Source organism: Stygiolobus azoricus, assembly GCF_009729035.1.
Classification (GTDB): Archaea; Thermoproteota; Thermoprotei_A; order Sulfolobales; family Sulfolobaceae; genus Stygiolobus; species Stygiolobus azoricus.
On sequence record NZ_CP045483.1, the window covers coordinates 453,328 to 470,338 of the forward strand.

The following is a 17,011-nucleotide window of genomic DNA, read 5'->3' on the forward strand; positions in this document are numbered from 1 at the left end:
ACGGAAAGGATTACATCTTATATGTTAAGATATTTTCTTTAATTGTCCTAACGGTATTTGGAGTGTATTTTCTTTATCAGGGGGTAAGTTATGTTATCAAAATGTGAAATTAGAAAAAAGTTTGGAGTCTATTGGAGGAAACTAATATAGCCGCATTTCCTAGGCCAGTATTTGGTAGAATCCCTAATTTCAAGGGGGCAGAGAAAGCGGCGGAAAAGCTTTTAAGTACTCCTGAATTCCAAAAAGCTAAATTCATCAAGGTAAATCCAGACTCACCGCAAAGATATGTAAGAGAGCTAGCTTTACGCCAAGGTAAAATTGTTCTAGTACCGACTCCTAGGCTTAAAGGGGACTTCTATCTATTAGATCCCTCCAAAATTAGAGACTTCAGGGAAGCATCTAAAATCTCAGGGTTTGCCAAGTATGGAGAGGTCGCAGATATATATTCTATTCCAAATATAGATTTAGTTGTAGTTGGTAGTGTAGCGGTTACACTATCAGGAGACAGAGTAGGTAAAGGAGAAGGGTATAGTGAGTTAGAATTTGCAATACTGAGAGAATTAAATAAGGTTAATGAAAAAACTCCAGTTGTTACGACAGTCCATGATATTCAGATAGTGGAAAGTATACCCGTAGAGCCTTACGATGTGCCCTTAGATATAATTGCAACTCCGACTAGGGTTATAAGAGTAAATAGGACTAGAGAAAAACCACCTGGTCTTTTACTGGAATATTTAACTAAGGAAAAGATCGAAGACACTCCCTTTCTGAAAAAATATTTAGGCCAGAGAAAGCGAAATAACACCCTTTAATTCTCTGCAAAGTTCTTCAGCTTTTCTGGCTAATTTCTCCTTAAGCTCTTCTCTATTTACATTGTAAATATACTTAGGTCTTCCTCCTTTGCTATTTCCTCCCTTCTCTTTTTCTATCAATCCCGCGTCAGCTAATTTCTTTAACACGAGGCTTGTCCTACTTTTGCTTATTCCTAGTTCAGTAGATATTGTGTCAACGTCCTTTCCTCCTTTACTTTCAAGGATTTTCAGGAATGCATCTATTTCGGCTTCAGATAGACCGTAAGCTACGGCGAGAAATCTTTTGAAAATTGTAATTTTTTCATTAATTTCAATGCTCATTTTTTCACACCTTACATCTTTTATATTTAATATTCATTTTTTTAAACTTAACTACTAATTCACCTTTACACTTATTATTTTTAAATTATTGTATAATCCGATAGTATGAACAAGGATGAGTTAAGGGAAGTAATACTTCAAATACTTGAAGAAAAGAAAGGTGAAGGTTTAACTTCAACTGAAATCAGAAATATTCTAATTGAGAAAGGTGTGGAGTTTAACATGATAGAATTTAGAGAAGCACTAGCTGATTTAGTAAGGGAAGGGAAAGTTAAAAAAACTCCTGATTATAACGTTAGAAAGTTTAAGTTTTCTTTACCCTGATTGGGGCGTTTCTTGTTGGCTGTTCTCTACAATATGAATAACTTTTTCTGCTATTTTTATAAACTCCTTCGATGCAGGATCATCTGGATACTTTAAGAAGAAGGGTTCTCCTAAATCATTGGCCTGAGCCACTACTGGGTCTAGAGGTATTTGTCCCAATAGAGGTACTCCCATCTCCTCTGCCATTTTCTTTCCTTTACCCTCTCCGAATATATAGTAAGGTTTGTTGTCACTCGGGCATAGGAAGTAGCTCATGTTTTCAATTACACCTAGGATCCTAGCGTTTATAGTCTTAGCAAAGGTTATAGATCTTTTGACTGCTAGTGTAGAGACTTCTGAAGGTATTGTAACTATGATCATACCAGTTAAGTTAGGGACTAGCTGTGCTACTGAGAGAGCCTCATCACCGGTCCCGGGCGGCATATCTATTATTAAGTAGTCTAACTCTCCCCATTTGACGTCTCCTAAGAATTGTTTAATTGCAGTGTGTTTTATTGCTCCTCTCCAGGCTACAGGTGTATCGTCCCTTGGTAACAAGAAGTCTATTGAGACCACCTTTATACCAAAAGGACCTACTACCGGGTTTATATCGCCCTTATCGTCAGCTGTCAAGTATTGTCCCCTTACTCCTAACATCTTAGGGACCGAAGGACCGTGGAAATCTACATCAACTATTCCTACACTTCTTCCTGCTGCCGCTAATGCCATGGCTAAGTTAGATGATACAAAAGATTTTCCTACCCCTCCCTTTCCGCTAAGCACGGCAATTTTATATTTGACGGTCTTCATTTTCATTTGAATTTTCAAGTCTGCAGCTTGAGGGGCTTGAGGGGCTACTTTTCTCAAGTCTCTTGGTTGTTTGCTTGGCTGAGGAGATGAAATTCTGAATGGATTATTCCCAGTACTCAAAATTTATTCCCTATTCTCATAATCCTCGTATTCACTAATAATCTTATCTAATTCAAATAATAATGACTGAACTCTCTCATCCCCTAACCAGTCCACTCTCTCGCATACATAATTCTCTACCATCTCCAGTATGCGATCTATAGTCTTATCAGTGACGTCAATTTCACACACATTACTGAAATTCTCATATGCTTCTGAACTTACCACACCTAATATTTCAGCTTCAACGTTCTCAGCTACCTTTAGCTCGTTCCATCCCCTCTTTTTCAATTCTTCATAAAGGGATAAGGGGTGGCGTCGTAAGACTATAACCTTATCGGCTTTGCTTACTAGCGCTGGATATACCGTCTCTATTACTAAGTTATTCTCAGCACTCAGGAGCTCTCTAATTGCACTCTCTGCTTTCTCTTCATCTAAAATGTAAGTTTTTCTATTCTCGTCATATTCAGAATAAGCCTTCTTTTCTATAAGAAAAGAAGATAGATTAATTAGCTTAAAGTTAAGCTTTTCCGATAATGCCTTCGCAACTGTAGACTTGCCTACTCCCGGAGTACCAGAGATTACTATAATCAATGTGATAAGAAAATCACCAGAAGGCTAAAACTGTTTCTATCACGTATAAAGCTATTGATAAGCCTATAAGCAAGAGTTTGATATCTCTATCACCACTACCTTTCCATATTTCATATACTCCATAAGGAAACATGGCAAGCCCTATAAAGAATAGAACAAGTTCTATTATGTTCATATAATAGATCTTTGTTCGTGTCTTACCTTAAAAAGCAAAAGGGAAAGTAGTAATCCACCTATGGTACCACCTATGTGGGCTAGAACGTTTACTTGGAGGAATGGAATAAAATCACTTAGAATTAGTGCTACTACAAGGAGTATTAAACCACCTTTTTCGTTCTTCTTTAGATATTCATAAACTGCATAGAACGATAGAAGCCCAAAGATACCGCCAGAGGCTCCAGCAGAAGGTAAACCGTTAGGGTAAACGAGTAGGTACAATATGTTACCGAAAACGCCGGTGATAAAGAAAATAGCGATCTCTACAACTCCTTCTTTCGACCTGAATAAATAGTACACTATATACAAGGCAATTTCATTGAATGCAAAGTCAATGAAACTCGGTGTAATCAATATAGACGTTATTAATTCCCAATAGAAATGATAGTAAATTATTAACGGGTTATATTGTACGACAAAGAGGAGGTAATAAGGGTTCAATAACTCTAGAACTTGTCCTATAATATAACCCGACCCAACAAGTATCATAATCAAAACGGTAATTGGTATTCTCTTCATTATTGATTTTTCCTCCTAAGGAGAATTAAGATCTCCTCACTAGGAATGTTAGGAGGAAGGAGATAAGTATTGCAACACCCCATGCCAGTTTGTTCCACCTTAACACTTTGATTCCATCTAGCGGTGGTATCGGGATCAAGTTAAAGAAAGCTACATAACTATTAAATGCAAATATTTCTAGAAGAATTGTATTTACAAGAGGGTTCCCGAATAAGAAGGCTCTTGTAAACAAGGAGATTATTGCAATTATTATATTTGTAACTGGACCAGCAAAAGCTGTTTTACCCGTTAATTCTTCTCCCATTAGACCGAATCTACAAAGTATGGCTGTATATCCTGAGACAAAGATTAGAATGCCAAGTTTGAAATATCCGCTAAGGAAGTTTATTAGGAATGTTACAAGAAAGCCTTTAAAACTTAACACAAACCTGGAATTACATCCGTAATTTCTTGCCGTCTGTCTGTGAGCCAATTCGTGAGGGACAACTGCTGTAGTTGCTGCTAAAACTGTTATTCCTAAATAAAGTGGATTAAAAGATATGAAAGCTACCGCAAGAGAAAGTATTGCTAGAACGAAAGAAAGAGCCTCATTTAATTCTCTGAATTTCATTTCAAGTTCATTAATAAAGCTCAATGTTATCTTCCAAGTTATCTCGGCTATTGGCTAAAAACTTTATTGAATGCTTATATCAGTGGAATAATCAAAATTTGGAGACTCAATACGCCAAACTAATCCTCTCTTTTTATCATCTATCGATATCATCTTCTCTCTAACTATTCCCTCAAAGCTTACGTTTGATAATTTTCTGAAAGCATTAAACGCTTCGAATACCGCAAACTTGTATGGATAAGGCATTTTTATTTTTACACAATCTAGAGACAATATATTTCTCATTGTGGTGAGCATAGCGTCGTTGAAAAATTCAGGTTTACTAAAAGTAACTTGTGCAGTACCATTGTAGTTCACGATGGTTACAAAAGTGTGGAGCTCTTCGCTCCCCTTTATAATCCAAAGCTCAAATATAGTCCCTAGATTACAGGGTTCCCCAACCTTACTCTCTCCTCCGGTATAGGAGGTAAACAGAGGGGTCTTATCAGTTACGAACTCTGATAAAGAGTTTGCAAAAGCCTTAGGTTTTATACCTACCTTTCCAAGCTCTTCTACAACTGATTTTGTCAAACCGATTACGTTATTATCTTCAGTTAAAAACTTGATATCTCCTTGTATTCTATTTATGTATGCTTCATACTTCACAATATTTATTTATTTAGAGTTTCCGTTTAAATACTTTGCATATAATTCGGCTTCTATGTTCATATTCTTTATAAGTATAAGTTGAATTAGTTCTCTATCCTTCTCACTTATCTCTGAATCTTTTATCATGTGTTCTATTTCTTCTAATTTTTTCACTATTTCACTTAGGCTATGCATGGTAATTATTCAATTATGACTACTACTTAAATGATAACTAATAATAGAACTAGTATTACTAAGGCTTAATTAATTTTCAGTTATCTCTCTATAAGCCCTCCCAATCTCTATAATTTTTTTCACAACCTCTATGGGGTCTCTACCGAAAACGTAGGTGTTAGCCTCAATCCCTTTACCACCAAGGTGTACAACACAATCGAGATCAGGACTATAGACCTTGAGAATGTCATTTATTATCTCGTCGTCACTTACGTAGCAATCTCTCGGTCCTATGTATGCTACTTTAAATCCGAGTTTTCTTAACGCTTTTCCTACACCTTCGTCATATTTTATATTCATCACAGACCTTATTTCACTGTTCTTACCCATAACGTTTAGAAGGATCTTAGATAAGTGTTTACTTGCTCCCCACATGGGCTTTGAGGCAGGAGTTGGTAAACCCATAACTTTGGTTATCCTCCCAGCTACAGCGATTACATCGTTTTCGTTTTTTGCATTCTGTCTCGCGTAAGCTAAATTACTTAGTACCTCCGGAATGAGGGGGGTGATCAAGGGATTTTGGATCATTGAAAGGGCTACCTCCATCTCGTTTTCCTCTTTAGTTCTATATAAGTTCCTACAGATTTCACAATCTGGCGGGACATACTTGTCCTTTTCTTTATGATATTTACAGAACTTAAGTTCGCTCAATTCCTTCAAACCGAAGTCTGTGAGGTAGTAGATAGCCCCCTTTACGTCACTATTGCTTAATAAGTCAACTAATGTGGAGAGTAATGACTCTATGTCGTCTTTAGAGAGACCCATTTCGGTTAATTTTTCGTACCCCTTTTGTTCGTCCTCATCCAAGTATTGTTTCACAGCAGGTTGAGTAACACCTAAAAGGGCAGATATTTTACTTTGGCTCATTCCGTACTCTCTAAGTTTTTTAGCTAGTAACATCCTAATAGTAGGAGTGAGCTCATCCGTAATCAAGGATAAAGGTGTTTTAACCACGATTATCACATTATCAGAATTAATAAAAAATAAACAGTTCACATTTAAAGCTATAGATGGAAGTTTTCACGAGGTAAAAACGAGAGAGGGAATTTTTGCTTACATAACTCTAGGCATAGTAAAAGGGAAGATACTCAACTCTTCTTTCACGATAGACGAATTAAGTTATAAGGAAAAATTATGTGAGAACTGTAACTCGGAAGAGGTAATGAGGGAAATGGAATACGAAGAAGCGTTAAAAAGCCAAAATGATGTAGACTTGATCTTTATGGATAGAAAGCTGAGTTATGATAAATTAAGTTTTCCCGTAAACGTAATTGCAATAGTTAAAGACCCTCAAATAGTTGATCTCAATATAGAGAAAAGCGAACCGTGGTTAGTCGAGGTATATAACGAAGGAAAGATTAGAGGGGCTTACTTTAAGCTCTTTAATTTCTCATGGATATTCCTCGTAGAGACTTCGAGTAACTTACCGTGGGAAGAGATTCTAGCCATCCTCTATATTCTAGGAAGGGAACCGATACCAGAGGCTTTAGGATATAATTATCCCCTCTTCCTTGCTGACAAGGTTGCTAAGTATTACCGCGACAAAGAGGGTAGGATATTAAACTTTGTTACCAGAAACTCAACATATAGGTCTTTCAGGAGTTTGGTGGAAAAAAATAGGAAGGGGGTGTAGGTTACATTATCTTTTCGAATATTGAGGGAAGGTTAAGAGAAATAAGAACGTTTACCAGACCTACTGCTGACGGTAGGGGGACTATAACTTTCAGAGTCTTCGTGATAGAGATGCCATTTTCTAGAGATACTCCGATAGATGCGGGTAAACTTCTAGCTGTTGAAACCATAAGGAAGGAGTATTACTTGCTTCTGGAGGTAACGGACTATTTCCCACAACATTACGGTATGGTCAACCTCGATGGGAGCGTCCCTCCAGAACTTAGAGAGGAGATAATGAAAAGGGTTGAGGAGAAATGGGAGAGTAAGGAGTCGTGGATAGAAGTATATGCTTCATCTGTAGGCTACGTTATGAGAGTCAACGGCGGGGTGGAATTCAAACGCGGATATATCCCACCGCTACCTGGTTCTAAAGTCAAGCTCTTTACGGACGAGACTTTCGAGAAATTTGTTTTCTACGAAAACGGGGTTAAAATAGGTAAAGTAGTTAATGAGAACATCGACCTAAAACTGAACATTGAGAAGGCTATAAAGTATCATATAGGTGTTTTCGCATATACGGGCTCTGGTAAATCAAACCTTACTTCAATGTTAATAAGAAAATCCTTAGAGAAGATGAAAGATCTGAAAGTCATAGTCATAGACGTTTCAATGGAGTACGGGATTCTCCTTCTCGATCAGCTCCTAACTTACGAGTCCAGGCTGGTGACACTGGATAGGCTACCCGATAACCAAATAGATGCGGGTAGGAGGCTCCTTAGGACCCACGTTATTCCTGAGGAACTTAACGAAGACCGAGATCTTATCAGAAAAGCCTTCGAGACTCTCTATAACCAAGGTAAGCTAAGAAAGCTCTACATACCTCCACAAGGAATTAGTTTCCTTACATACGGTATGCTAATTGATATGGTTAGAAGCCAGACCGAAGACAAGTATGTAGCAACTGCGCAAAAGCCGTTTTTCATGATGTTACTTCACGAACTCGATAGATTAATGAGGGAAAACAAGTTAAGTAAGGACGATGTAGTTGATGAGGCTGTACTACACTCACTTGACGAAGTTGAGATGAAGGCTAGAGAGGCTGGAATTAAGGAGAACGCTACAATATTTTCGTTTATTTCTGCAATAAAGCAATATATTGAGCTTAAGCCGATAGAAAGTGAGGAGTACGATGTCGAAAACTTAGCTATTGAGTTGTTGGATCAAGATCCAGCATCTCCAAGGTTATTTATAGTTGAAACACCTAACATGGATGACGCAAGGCTGGTAATTTCCTTGCTTATAGACCAAGTCTTTATGAGGAGGAAAAGGTCGTATTCGTCTATTCCCGTAGTTCTTTTCGTTTTGGATGAGGCACAAGAGTTCATACCTTTCGAGTCGAGGCAAAAGGACTATTCAGAATATTCCTCTATAGCTGTGGAGAAACTTTTGAGACATGGAAGAAAATATCACCTTCACGCACTGATAAGCACTCAGAGATTAGCTTACTTGAACACTAACGTCCTTCAGCAAATTCACACCTACTTTGTGAGTACATTACCCAGACCATACGATAGGCAGTTAATATCTGAGACTTTTGGTATTTCGGACTCGCTAGTAGACAGAACCCTTAACTTTGACATAGGTCAATGGCTCCTCATAAGTTTCAAAGCAGCCCTCAAGGAGGATATTCCAATTATGTTCTACGCTGATAATAATATAAGTGAGCTTAAAGAAAATCTACTTAAGATCTTAAAGTGAGTGAAAAAGAGGAAGTTATAAGTTATTTATCAAAGTCGATAACTTCAAAGGAGCTCTTAGATGCACTGAGGAAAATCGATAGGAAAAAATTTCTCCCAGATCCTTATAAACATCTAGCTTATTCTAAGGATTATGTTGATAAAGCTATTCCGATAACTAGGAATTACAATACTACGGCATTGTCATTGGGTATACTAATGTTAGATTTACTGGAATTAAAGAAAGGAGAAAAAGTCCTCGAAATAGGGACGGGGAGTGGATATTATACTGCTTTAATCGCTGAAATTGTAGGGTGCGAAAACGTATATTCAATAGAATTCGACCCAGAGGCTTATTCTCTAGCAAGGAAGAACCTTACCGAATGTTCTGTCAACCTTGTTTTTGGGGACGGAAGTCTAGGATATGAGAAAGCACAGCCATACGATAAAATAGTTGTATGGGCTGCAGCTCCGACTTTTCCTTATGCTTTGTACTCTCAACTGAAAAAGCGTGGTATAATGGTGGTTCCTATTGCTGACAGTGGTGATAAGCAAGGTTTGTACAAAATAGTTAAAGGGGAAGAACCCTTTATATTCAGAGTTACTGACGTAATCTTCTCTAAGCTAAAGGGTTTGTGCGGCTTCTGGTATTAAGCTTCTAACTTTTAATTTTCGATTTTAATTAACTACACAATGGTTTCAGTAAAAGAAATTAAAGAAATGTTCAAGCCTAAGCTAAAGCCCATAATATGGGATAACAATCAGAATAAGTTAACAGTTCTTGACCAATCCCTCTTACCTTTTGAGAAGGTCTTTGTTGAACTCAGAACTCCAGAGGAGGTGGCTGACGCAATAAGGCTAATGAAAGTTAGGGGCGCCCCAGCTATAGGTATAACTGCCTCATACGGAATGGTATTATCAGTGCTGAAAGCCAGTAGTATTGATGATGCCTTAAAACTGCTTCACAACGCTAAACAAGTTATGGATAAGGCTAGACCCACAGCGGTAAACCTTTCTTGGGCTACTTCTCATATGCTCAATAGAGCTAAACAATATGTAGAGTCAGGTGAAGCTAAGAACGTTAAAGAACTCGTAGAGTTGCTCAAGAAGGACGCTAACAAAGTCTTCGACGACGAAATGGAAGCTGAAATTCAAATGGGTTTATACGGTCTCGAAAAACTTAACTCAGGGGATACTGTTCTAACACAGTGTAACGCTGGTGGATTAGCTACTGGAACCGGTTTGGGTACAGCCCTAGCTCCCGTGAAAATAGCACATTTGCTAGGGATGAATGTATCTGTCATAGCTCCGGAGACGAGACCTTGGTTACAAGGAAGTAGGCTCACAGTTTATGAATTAATGGAGGAAGGAATACCCGTTACGTTGATCACAGATACCGCAGTGGGTTTAGTCATGTTTAAAAAGATGGTTAGCAGCGTAATGGTCGGAGCGGATAGAATACTCTCAGATGGTCATGTTTACAATAAGATAGGCACGTTTAAAGAAGCCGTCATTGCTCACGAGATGGGCATTCCGTTTTACGTTCTCGCACCAGTATCTACCTTTGACCTTAAAAGTTCTGTGAACGACGTGAAGATCGAAGAAAGAGATCCTAATGAAGTCAGGACGGTAAGGGGTGTACCCATAGCTCCTGAGAACGTTAAGGTTTTTAATCCAGTATTTGACGTTACACCTCCCAAGTACATTACAGCTATAATCACTGAAAAAGGTGTGATATACCCACCCTTCGATAAGAATGTGAGGAAAATAGTTGAGAGGTAAGGAATCCATTATTTGATATTACTGGGCTTTCTACCCTATTTTTTAAAAAGCTTATGCATAGAAGAAGTTCCTTGATGAAGCTTCAGCTTGGCACTGCTGATCCTTATACACAAGACCCGCTTAACGACTTCATTAACGCTTTGACAATATCCGGTGCCACTGAAAACACCATTAGGATCTACTCTATAGCTATAAAGGACTTCCTAGATTATGTAAGGAAGGACCCGAGAGAAGTGACGGTTTCCGATGTTAACAACTGGATAATGAACATATTAAGACGGGACACAAGGGATAAGAATAATGACGTAAATGACAAAAGGAGGAAGAAAACTGTTACGGCAAGGCTCTATACGATTGCTGTTATTAGGTTCTTAAAATGGCTCGGAAAAGATGTCAGACCTACGATACCGAGGGCTAGGAGGCGTGAAGTAAGGGCTCTTACCGAGGAACAAGTAAATGTCCTTATGAACAGCCTCAGGAAGACTCGGGATAAGCTCATAGTCTCCTTACTACTCGATACTGGGTTACGTGCAAAGGAGTTACTATCAGTAACGGTGTCTGATATAAACCTCAATAACAGAAGTATAATAGTGAGGAACACTAAGAATGGAGAGGCTAGAGTTGTCTTCTTTACGGAGAAGACTGCCAAGCTCCTATCTGCTTATCTCCAGAGGAATAACTTGAAGCCGGAAGATAAACTATTTAAAATTACATACCACGCGTTGTATCGCAAGTTAAAAAGAATAGGTAAAAAACTAGGTATAGACCTTAGACCTCACGTGTTGAGGCATACTTTTGCCACTAACGCAATAAGGAAAGGAGTTCAATTACCGATAGTACAGAGATTACTTGGGCATAAGGACATTAGAACGACTCAAATATACACTCATTTAGTGAACGAAGACGTTGAGCAAATCTACAAAAAGATTTTGGGTTAACTAGCTTCTCCCTAAGAACCTCCACTTAGCTATCTCAGCGGCATAACTTAACAAGTCTCTAAAGCTGTTAAAAGTTGATGTTTGTAAATGTAAATACTCGAATTTAGCTTGATTTGCAAGCATGTGTTGTTGTAAATCTTTGACAATAGGCTTTTTCAATATGTCATTAAGTTTTTCTTTTGCTAAATTTCCTACTACTTTTCCGTTAATATCATCAGGATACGGTAAGTCCCCATTCGGATATACTGTAATAGCGTAGCTCGTTACTCTACTAGACACTTGTTCACCTTTTAGCGCTTTTATGAACCCCCAAGAATTGTTTAATGTAGATCCATATTTCCTCTTAAGGTCTGACAAAACCTTGTATAGCTCTTCCGGGTCTGGAGCGAGTTTAACTTTAGATGTTGGGTAGTCAATAGCTGGTAACACGACAATTTTATACTTACACTCGTGTACTTTTCTTACCTTCTCCTCGAGTTTATTTATATTAAAGCGTGTAACAACTGTCTGGACGTTAACTTTCAATCCGTATTGCCTGAACTTGCACAGGGTATTAAAAGCTTTTACGTTCCAATGGTATTCATCAATAGAATAATGTAGAAAGTCTATTCTATCCGCTAACTTAGTCAGAAAATTCTCGTCGTTCAGCCTATAGCCGTTAGTGGTTAACATTACATAAAAGGAACCATCGTGTGCGTACTCAAGAAGCTCTAAAATATCCGGTCTCAAAGTAGGTTCTCCTCCCTCGAAAGACAATACCACAATTGATGAATCCTTCATGTTGTCTATTATCTTCTTAACTACTTCAGTCGGGGCCTCCCCGAGCTCTCCTGAATAATAAGCTGGTGAGCAAAAAGTACAGTGAAGGTTACAGCGGGACGTAACCTTGAACGTCGCGTATATAGGTTTAAAAGGGTCTCTCAATATCTGAGTGTCGAAAAACCACTTTAGAGCTTTTACATCCCTATTCAATTTTTAAAAACCTCCTTGTGTGTCTTAAATACTCTTCAGCATTATCACTAATTAACTTTATTTCGTCTTCCCTTACCTTCCTAATCACTTTCGCCGGTACACCAACTGCAACACTATACGGTGGAATTTCCGTACCTTGTGTAACTACCGAACCAGCACCTATTATCGAATACTCTCCTACCTTAGAACCATTAAGCAGAATAGCGCCTATTCCTATTATAACGTTGGAACCTATTTTAGCTCCGTGTATTACTGCGTTATGTCCTATACTCACTCTGTTACCGATCTCTACTTTAAAACTTGGATCTGTGTGAATAGAGGAGTTCTCCTGAATATTAGTCTCCCTACCTATGCGTATTGAGTCATTATCTCCCCTAATAACGACGTAATGCCACACACTTGTTAAATCGTCAATCTCTACATCTCCTATTATGTAAGCTGTAGGATGTATATAAGAACGGGGAGATATCCTCGGTTTCACTCCATTATATTCTTCAACGGGCATTTCATTCTCTCTTTCTTAATTTGGCTATAAAAAATCCAGTCATGTCATGGATTATCGGGTGAAATCTTATAATCTCTTCTACCTCAAACTTGGAGTCGTTTATAATTTCTTCATTCTCGATTTCCGTCATGGTACACGTGGAGTATATGACTATTCCTCCCCTTTTCAGAATCTTATACGCAGAGTTAAGGAATTGTCTCTGATATGCACTTAAATTCAGAAGGTCAGTCTTTGTCTTCTTATCGTAAATTTTAGGCCTCAAACCCAAAGCTGAACATGGAGGGTCTATTAACACCTTATCCACGTTTTGTATATGGAAGTCCTCGTAAAGATAACGGGAGTCTGCCTTGTACACCTCTATTTCTCTCATATTGAGCATTTCCAGTCTCCTTTTTAGATCCTCTACCTTTTTTACGGTATGGTCAAACCCGATTACTCTACTCTTTGGCTGTAGTTGATATACGTGAGTTAACTTACCACCCGGGTAAGCAGTCATGTCTACTATGATCTCGCCCGGCTGAGGATCTAGTAGATGGGCCACGTGCATCGATGCCTTTCCTTGTAGTATAAAATAACCTTTTCTAAGTTCTTCATATTCGGAAATTTGGGGAGCTGAATATAACGATACCGTAACTTTTACCATTCCCTCTTGGGTTAGAATACCCTCAGCCACCGGTATCCCGTTTTCGCTTATAACCGTAACTTCTTTCCCGCTCCCAATAACTCTTTTAATCCCCGGTTTGTATGCGTTTGCTCCCGTCATGACACTCTCCGCAGTCCTCTTGTCAACGATAACTTTCGTATCATGTTCTGCTATTTTATTGGGCCCTCTTACTTCAACGTACATAGCCTCTTCAAAGTCTTCATCTCTTTTCACGAAGGGTAGTTCTTTCTCTAGCTCTTCTGGTGAGATCTTTAGTGTATTTACTCTTAAGTAAAGTCTAGAATTCGGGACTAACAAAGAGTTTAATAGTTCGTTTAGTCTAGTTCCGTAAACCTTCCTCAACTCTTCAATTACAAATTCATCGTAGTCTAATCTTTCGACCAAACTACTTTTGCCCCCTCGTTATTTGGTTCGGTGAGGAAACCCCCGAAATAAGAGACCAATTCTTCTCCTTCTGATCTAGAGCTTACGAACGTATATACAGCAGGTCCGAAGGACGAAATTCCTGCAGGAAATCCTTTTAGCTCCAACTTTTTCATTAATTCCCTTACCTCATCAGTTTGTAAAGATACTTCTATTCTCTTAAAGCCTAGGTTCTGGATAAGCTTGATACTATCTAAAACTTCGCTTAAGTCCCTTTCGGCTACAGATGGAACGAGCTTCATAAACACTACTCTGACTAGTTCATCAATTCCTTTGACTTCCCTCTTAAATGCATCAAGTTCTTCCTTTCCGAAGATTTTTCTCCCTTTATTCGGTATATTCACGTAAATGTACCAAGGAAAGTCAAATCTCGCGATAAGCGGAGGAGGAGGAGCGGTAGAAAAGTCGGATGGAGCAACTTGTTTTTTTATCTTTACTGAATGTCCACCGTCCACGATGAACCCGCCGTACTTAAATGCGTAAACTCCTATGCCAGATGTACCACCTCTTCCAACAGCTTTTGCAAGGTCTACAACATCAACGTTTTTCAGGTTGTATTCAGCGGATAATTTAGCTAAAGCTAGTCTGAACTGTGTGGTATGTCCTAAACCTACATGCTCTTCGTAATCCTCATCTATACAATATCCCGGGATGGGATATGGTAAAGTAAAATCTGTTTTCTGGTAGCAATTTCCGTCCCTAACTACTATTTTTGGGTGTTTTAAAGCGACTCCAACTCCTCCATCTATTCTTCCATACTTTCCCTCTAAGTCCAGAAGAGTTACATGTATTCTGGATAACCCAATAATTTTTATCATTCGTGATCACTTAATATCTGACAGTTATGAGCATAGCTCAGCTAGTTTATAAATGGTATAAAGAAAAACCAAGTCAAGTATTTCTGATCGAGGGGGATAATAAATTAACCTATGAACAAGCCGGAAAAGAGATAGCTAAAAGGGCTTCCTCACTCCACGTAGGAGATACGGTAGTCCATCTGATGTTCAATTCAGTGGAATCAACCTTAACATATTTAGCAGCGTTTTGGGCTGGAGCTAAAGTAGTATCTGTAGATCCATTAACTTCCGCTGAAGACTTAAGGTTTATACTGGAGGACACAAACCCAGACGTAATTGTAGCTGATAAGGAGATTATTGAAAGAGAGAAAAAGGTGTTAGAAGGGTACAAGGTCATAGAATCGCTTCAGAAAAACGAGGTGTTTAACCAGCCCTATGAATACAGAGAGGATGAAGTAGGTTTAGTCTACTATTATGCAGGGATAGCAGGTAGGACGATGCAGGTCTTACACAGTGCTAAAAGGATGGAACTTAACGCATTGTCCTTATATAAGGCTTCGAAACTTAAGGAGATTAGAGGTGTTTTATCAGTACCCTTAGCTCATGTTTTGGGCAATAGTGTCTTAGGTGTAGTTCTGGAAGCTGGAGGTAACTTGTATATAATGCGTAAGTTTAACGCAAACGAGATGGTGGAAGCTATTCACAAATACTCTATAAATTACTTATCAACAGTCCCTATGGTTTATGATGCATTGAACGAGCTAGAAAGAGCCGATTTAAGTAGCCTTGAGCTCTGTGTAAGCACTGCTGCCCCATTATTCCCTACTACCGTCAATAAGTTCAAGGAAAAGTACGGAAAAAAGATAGTACAGCAATACGGATTTACCGAAGGGTTCGTGTTGACATTTCAACCTCAGGAATACGCTGACGTAATCAGTATAGGAAAGCCTCTGCCTGAGGTGGACATTAAAATAGTTAAAGACGACGGTAAGGATGCTAAACCCGGTGAAGTAGGAGAACTTTGGGTCAAAGCCCCTTGGCTAATGCTAGGGTATAAAAACCCTGAAGAGACTGCAAAAGTGTTCGTGGATGGTTGGTTAAAGACCGGGGATTTAGTGACCTCCGATGAAAAAGGTCTACTCTACTTCAGGGGAGTTAAGAAGAGGATGATCAAGTATAAGGGTTATCCGATATTCCCGAGGGATCTAGAGCTCATTTTGAAATCTCATCCCTTGGTGATAGACGCTAAGGTGGTTGGTGAAGATGCTGGAAATGCTGGACAACAGCCGGTAGGAAAAGTCATAGTAAAGGAAAAGAGGCCAGGCATTGAGGACGAATTACTTAATTACGTTAATACTAAAGTAGCATTTTATAAGAGACTCAAAAGAATAGATATAGTGGATAGCCTTGAGTGAGATTGAAGATTTAGTAAAAGAACTTTCAAAGAGACTAGAAGAAAGAGCTAAGAACGTTATTAATCCACAAGAGGTTACAGTCACTATTACGGACACAAACATCGATGACGTGATTGCTAAAAATAACGTAGTCTTCATAGACTGCTGGGCACCTTGGTGTGCTCCTTGTCATTTATACGAGCCTATATTCAAGAAGATTGCTGAAAAATACAAGGATAAAGCAGTGTTCGGCAGGCTAAATGTAGACGAGAACCCCAAGACTGCGGATAAGTACGGGGTTATGAATATACCTACTACACTGATTTTCGTGAAAGGTAAATTAGTAGATCAAATAGTAGGTGCTGTAGAGGAGGAGATGTTAGAGGAGTATGTGAGGAAATATACCAATGCTTGAAGCTAAGGTAAGGAAAAAAATTCAAAATTTTACTCTAGATAGCGAGATAAAAGATGATAGTAGGGTCATAGCTATATTCGGAAAAAACGGGAGCGGCAAATCTACTTTTTTAAAAATAATTGCAGGATTTCTAGAACCTGATAACGGTTATGTGAAGGTTGATGGAGAAGATATAACTAAATATCCACCGTGGAAAAGGAAAATGGTTCTAGTCACACCTGAAAGTTTTCTGCCCAACACTAGGGTGAAAAACCATTTACTTTGGGGTATAAAAGATAAGAAAAAGTTAGATGAGGCACTAGAAGACGAGAGAATTAAGTTTTTACTGTCTTTTAACGACCACGTATACAAGCAAAAAACTAAGGAGTTAAGTCTCGGGATGAGGCAGAGACTCTCCTTAGTTACCGCGATTTTATCAAATCCAAGATATATATTAGTGGACGAGGCATTTTCTAATATTAATAATAAAAGGGATTTTATACAAGAATATTTTCAGTTGGCGAGGGAGAGAAATATAAATATTGTTTTTGTTTCCCAAGATCTTTCTGATGCGGATTTCGCGGAGAGAAGTTATAAAATGGAAAACGGTGTTTTAAAAATGATGAGCTAATTTTTAACATTCATCT

General features: G+C 38.5%; 23 protein-coding genes. 10 read left to right on the forward strand and 13 right to left on the reverse strand.

The annotated features are described in order from the left end of the window. Positions 1–131 precede the first annotated feature (131 nt). Positions 132–812, forward strand: coding sequence for a 5-formyltetrahydrofolate cyclo-ligase (locus D1868_RS02770; RefSeq protein WP_156005325.1), 681 nt, complete (start codon positions 132–134; stop codon positions 810–812). Here D1868_RS02770 and D1868_RS02775 read toward each other — a convergent pair. Beyond that, positions 780–1,133 (reverse strand): helix-turn-helix domain-containing protein, encoded by a 354-nt coding sequence (locus tag D1868_RS02775; RefSeq protein WP_156005328.1) that lies wholly within the window; start codon positions 1,131–1,133, stop codon positions 780–782. The two genes, D1868_RS02770 and D1868_RS02775, sit on opposite strands and share 33 nt — an antisense overlap. Positions 1,134–1,238: 105 nt before the next feature. On the opposite strand from D1868_RS02775, the gene D1868_RS02780 reads away from it, so the two are divergent. After that, on the forward strand, positions 1,239–1,457 hold the full coding sequence (locus tag D1868_RS02780; protein WP_156005331.1) for a hypothetical protein: 219 nt from the start codon (positions 1,239–1,241) through the stop codon (positions 1,455–1,457). Here D1868_RS02780 and D1868_RS02785 read toward each other — a convergent pair. The 8 genes from D1868_RS02785 to D1868_RS02810 form a co-directional block, all read right to left on the reverse strand. After that, positions 1,449–2,366, reverse strand: a complete 918-nt coding sequence (locus D1868_RS02785; protein ID WP_196770259.1) for an Mrp/NBP35 family ATP-binding protein — start codon at positions 2,364–2,366, stop codon at positions 1,449–1,451. The genes D1868_RS02780 and D1868_RS02785 overlap by 9 nt on opposite strands. A gap of 3 nt (positions 2,367–2,369) precedes the next feature. After that, positions 2,370–2,939 (reverse strand): adenylate kinase family protein, encoded by a 570-nt coding sequence (locus D1868_RS02790; protein WP_156005334.1) that lies wholly within the window; start codon positions 2,937–2,939, stop codon positions 2,370–2,372. 13 nt (positions 2,940–2,952) lie between these two features. Further along, positions 2,953–3,114, reverse strand: coding sequence for a hypothetical protein (locus D1868_RS10895; RefSeq protein WP_196770260.1), 162 nt, complete (start codon positions 3,112–3,114; stop codon positions 2,953–2,955). After that, the gene (locus D1868_RS02795) at positions 3,111–3,674 is read right to left on the reverse strand and encodes a rhomboid family intramembrane serine protease (RefSeq protein WP_156005337.1); all 564 of its coding nucleotides are present in this window, start codon (positions 3,672–3,674) and stop codon (positions 3,111–3,113) included. Before D1868_RS02795 ends, D1868_RS10895 begins: the two co-directional genes overlap by 4 nt. A gap of 25 nt (positions 3,675–3,699) precedes the next feature. Next, a complete protein-coding gene (locus tag D1868_RS02800; RefSeq protein WP_156007931.1) occupies positions 3,700–4,284 on the reverse strand; it encodes a zinc metalloprotease in 585 nt (194 codons plus the stop codon). A 63-nt stretch (positions 4,285–4,347) separates the two neighbouring features. Beyond that, positions 4,348–4,929, reverse strand: a complete 582-nt coding sequence (locus D1868_RS02805; protein WP_156005340.1) for a hypothetical protein — start codon at positions 4,927–4,929, stop codon at positions 4,348–4,350. A gap of 9 nt (positions 4,930–4,938) precedes the next feature. Further along, entirely contained in the window at positions 4,939–5,106 is a 168-nt protein-coding gene (locus tag D1868_RS10900) for a hypothetical protein (RefSeq protein ID WP_196770261.1), read from the reverse strand. A 69-nt stretch (positions 5,107–5,175) separates the two neighbouring features. Next, a complete protein-coding gene (locus tag D1868_RS02810; protein WP_196770262.1) occupies positions 5,176–6,099 on the reverse strand; it encodes a thiamine-phosphate synthase family protein in 924 nt (307 codons plus the stop codon). On the opposite strand from D1868_RS02810, the gene D1868_RS02815 reads away from it, so the two are divergent. From D1868_RS02815 to xerA, 5 genes are all read left to right on the forward strand, one after another. Then, on the forward strand, positions 6,059–6,778 hold the full coding sequence (locus D1868_RS02815; RefSeq protein ID WP_231112435.1) for a DNA double-strand break repair nuclease NurA: 720 nt from the start codon (positions 6,059–6,061) through the stop codon (positions 6,776–6,778). The genes D1868_RS02810 and D1868_RS02815 overlap by 41 nt on opposite strands. Before the next feature lie 110 nt (positions 6,779–6,888). Then, positions 6,889–8,517, forward strand: coding sequence for an ATP-binding protein (locus tag D1868_RS02820; protein WP_196770263.1), 1,629 nt, complete (start codon positions 6,889–6,891; stop codon positions 8,515–8,517). Beyond that, positions 8,514–9,149, forward strand: a complete 636-nt coding sequence (locus D1868_RS02825) for a protein-L-isoaspartate O-methyltransferase family protein (RefSeq protein WP_156005346.1) — start codon at positions 8,514–8,516, stop codon at positions 9,147–9,149. Before D1868_RS02820 ends, D1868_RS02825 begins: the two co-directional genes overlap by 4 nt. Before the next feature lie 39 nt (positions 9,150–9,188). Continuing rightward, positions 9,189–10,277: an S-methyl-5-thioribose-1-phosphate isomerase gene (locus tag D1868_RS02830; RefSeq protein ID WP_156005349.1), complete on the forward strand. Its 1,089-nt coding sequence runs from the start codon at positions 9,189–9,191 to the stop codon at positions 10,275–10,277. A 74-nt stretch (positions 10,278–10,351) separates the two neighbouring features. Continuing rightward, positions 10,352–11,215 (forward strand): site-specific tyrosine recombinase/integron integrase, encoded by an 864-nt coding sequence (xerA, locus tag D1868_RS02835; RefSeq protein WP_156005352.1) that lies wholly within the window; start codon positions 10,352–10,354, stop codon positions 11,213–11,215. On the opposite strand, the gene D1868_RS02840 is transcribed toward xerA, so the two are convergent. From D1868_RS02840 to D1868_RS02855, 4 genes are read right to left on the reverse strand one after another with little or no spacing between them, the layout of a single operon-like run. Further along, entirely contained in the window at positions 11,216–12,187 is a 972-nt protein-coding gene (locus D1868_RS02840; RefSeq protein ID WP_156005354.1) for a radical SAM protein, read from the reverse strand. Beyond that, complete coding sequence (locus tag D1868_RS02845; protein WP_156005357.1) at positions 12,180–12,692, reverse strand: gamma carbonic anhydrase family protein; 513 nt, start codon at positions 12,690–12,692, stop codon at positions 12,180–12,182. Before D1868_RS02845 ends, D1868_RS02840 begins: the two co-directional genes overlap by 8 nt. A gap of 1 nt (position 12,693) precedes the next feature. Further along, positions 12,694–13,698 carry an RsmB/NOP family class I SAM-dependent RNA methyltransferase gene (locus D1868_RS02850; RefSeq protein ID WP_196770294.1) on the reverse strand — a complete coding sequence of 335 codons (1,005 nt, stop codon included), beginning with the start codon at positions 13,696–13,698 and terminating at the stop codon, positions 12,694–12,696. A 26-nt stretch (positions 13,699–13,724) separates the two neighbouring features. After that, the gene (locus D1868_RS02855; protein WP_156005363.1) at positions 13,725–14,597 is read right to left on the reverse strand and encodes a beta-ribofuranosylaminobenzene 5'-phosphate synthase family protein; all 873 of its coding nucleotides are present in this window, start codon (positions 14,595–14,597) and stop codon (positions 13,725–13,727) included. 26 nt (positions 14,598–14,623) lie between these two features. On the opposite strand from D1868_RS02855, the gene D1868_RS02860 reads away from it, so the two are divergent. From D1868_RS02860 to D1868_RS02870, 3 genes are read left to right on the forward strand one after another with little or no spacing between them, the layout of a single operon-like run. Continuing rightward, positions 14,624–15,991, forward strand: coding sequence for a class I adenylate-forming enzyme family protein (locus D1868_RS02860; protein WP_156005366.1), 1,368 nt, complete (start codon positions 14,624–14,626; stop codon positions 15,989–15,991). Continuing rightward, a complete protein-coding gene (trxA, locus tag D1868_RS02865; protein WP_156005369.1) occupies positions 15,984–16,385 on the forward strand; it encodes a thioredoxin in 402 nt (133 codons plus the stop codon). Before D1868_RS02860 ends, trxA begins: the two co-directional genes overlap by 8 nt. After that, positions 16,378–16,995 (forward strand): ATP-binding cassette domain-containing protein, encoded by a 618-nt coding sequence (locus D1868_RS02870; protein ID WP_231112437.1) that lies wholly within the window; start codon positions 16,378–16,380, stop codon positions 16,993–16,995. Before trxA ends, D1868_RS02870 begins: the two co-directional genes overlap by 8 nt. Positions 16,996–17,011: the final 16 nt, after the last annotated feature.